Below are 760 nucleotides of genomic sequence, written 5' to 3'. Positions count from 1 at the left end.
AAAAAACTTAAAATATTAGGAGGAAACAAACCTTTATGAAGAAAACTCTTTCCGTAGTGCTGACATCTGCTATGGCTCTTTCTATGTTTTCATCTTTAGCCTTTGCTGCGAAATCTTCTGCAGATTTCACAGATTTGAAAGACCTGGATGCCGCTACAAAAGCAAAATTCGATGCAATGATCTCCGCGGGTATCTTCGATGGCGTATCGGAAACAACATTTGGCCTGAAAGAAGAAATGAACCGTGCGCAATTCGCAAAAGTTGCAGCTTTGATCATGGGTCTTGACGTAAATAAAGACCTGCAAACATCCAGCTTCTCCGATGTTAGTGTAACCGACGCAGCGAACGGCTATGCACTTCCTTACATCGAAGCTTTGAAAACAGCTGGTGTGACTGACGGTTATGCGGAAGGTCAATATAACCCTGCTGGTAAAGTAACAAAAGAACAACTGGCGACATTCTTGGTTCGCGTACTTGGCCAAGACGAAGCAGCTAAAGGCAAAACAGGCACAGACACAACCGTTTCCGGCTGGGCACAAGGCTATGTAGCTATGGCGCTTGAGTTGAAACTTCTTTCCAATAACGAAGACGGCACTTTCGGCGGCCAAGCGAACGCAACGCGTGACCTTCTGCTGACAGGTGCTTATGAAGCGAAACAACAATACGTACCGGCTGGTAAAGTATCCATGACTGGTGCGAAAGCAACAGGCGCTCAACAAGTAACAGTAACATTCAACAAACCGGTTGACACTGAAAAAGC

At 45.4% G+C, this 760-nt stretch carries 1 protein-coding gene; it reads left to right on the top strand.

Annotated features, from left to right (window positions below; all coding sequences use genetic code 11):
- Window positions 1-35: 35 nt before the first annotated feature.
- On the top strand, window positions 36-760 hold a 725-nt coding region (locus tag PUT07_RS35305), incomplete at its 3' end, for an S-layer homology domain-containing protein (RefSeq protein WP_274473513.1).

Source organism: Paenibacillus sp. MAHUQ-63 (assembly GCF_028765165.1).
In the GTDB taxonomy this organism is placed as follows: Bacteria; Bacillota; Bacilli; order Paenibacillales; family NBRC-103111; genus Paenibacillus_E.
This window is presented reverse-complemented; position numbering and strand designations above follow the sequence as displayed.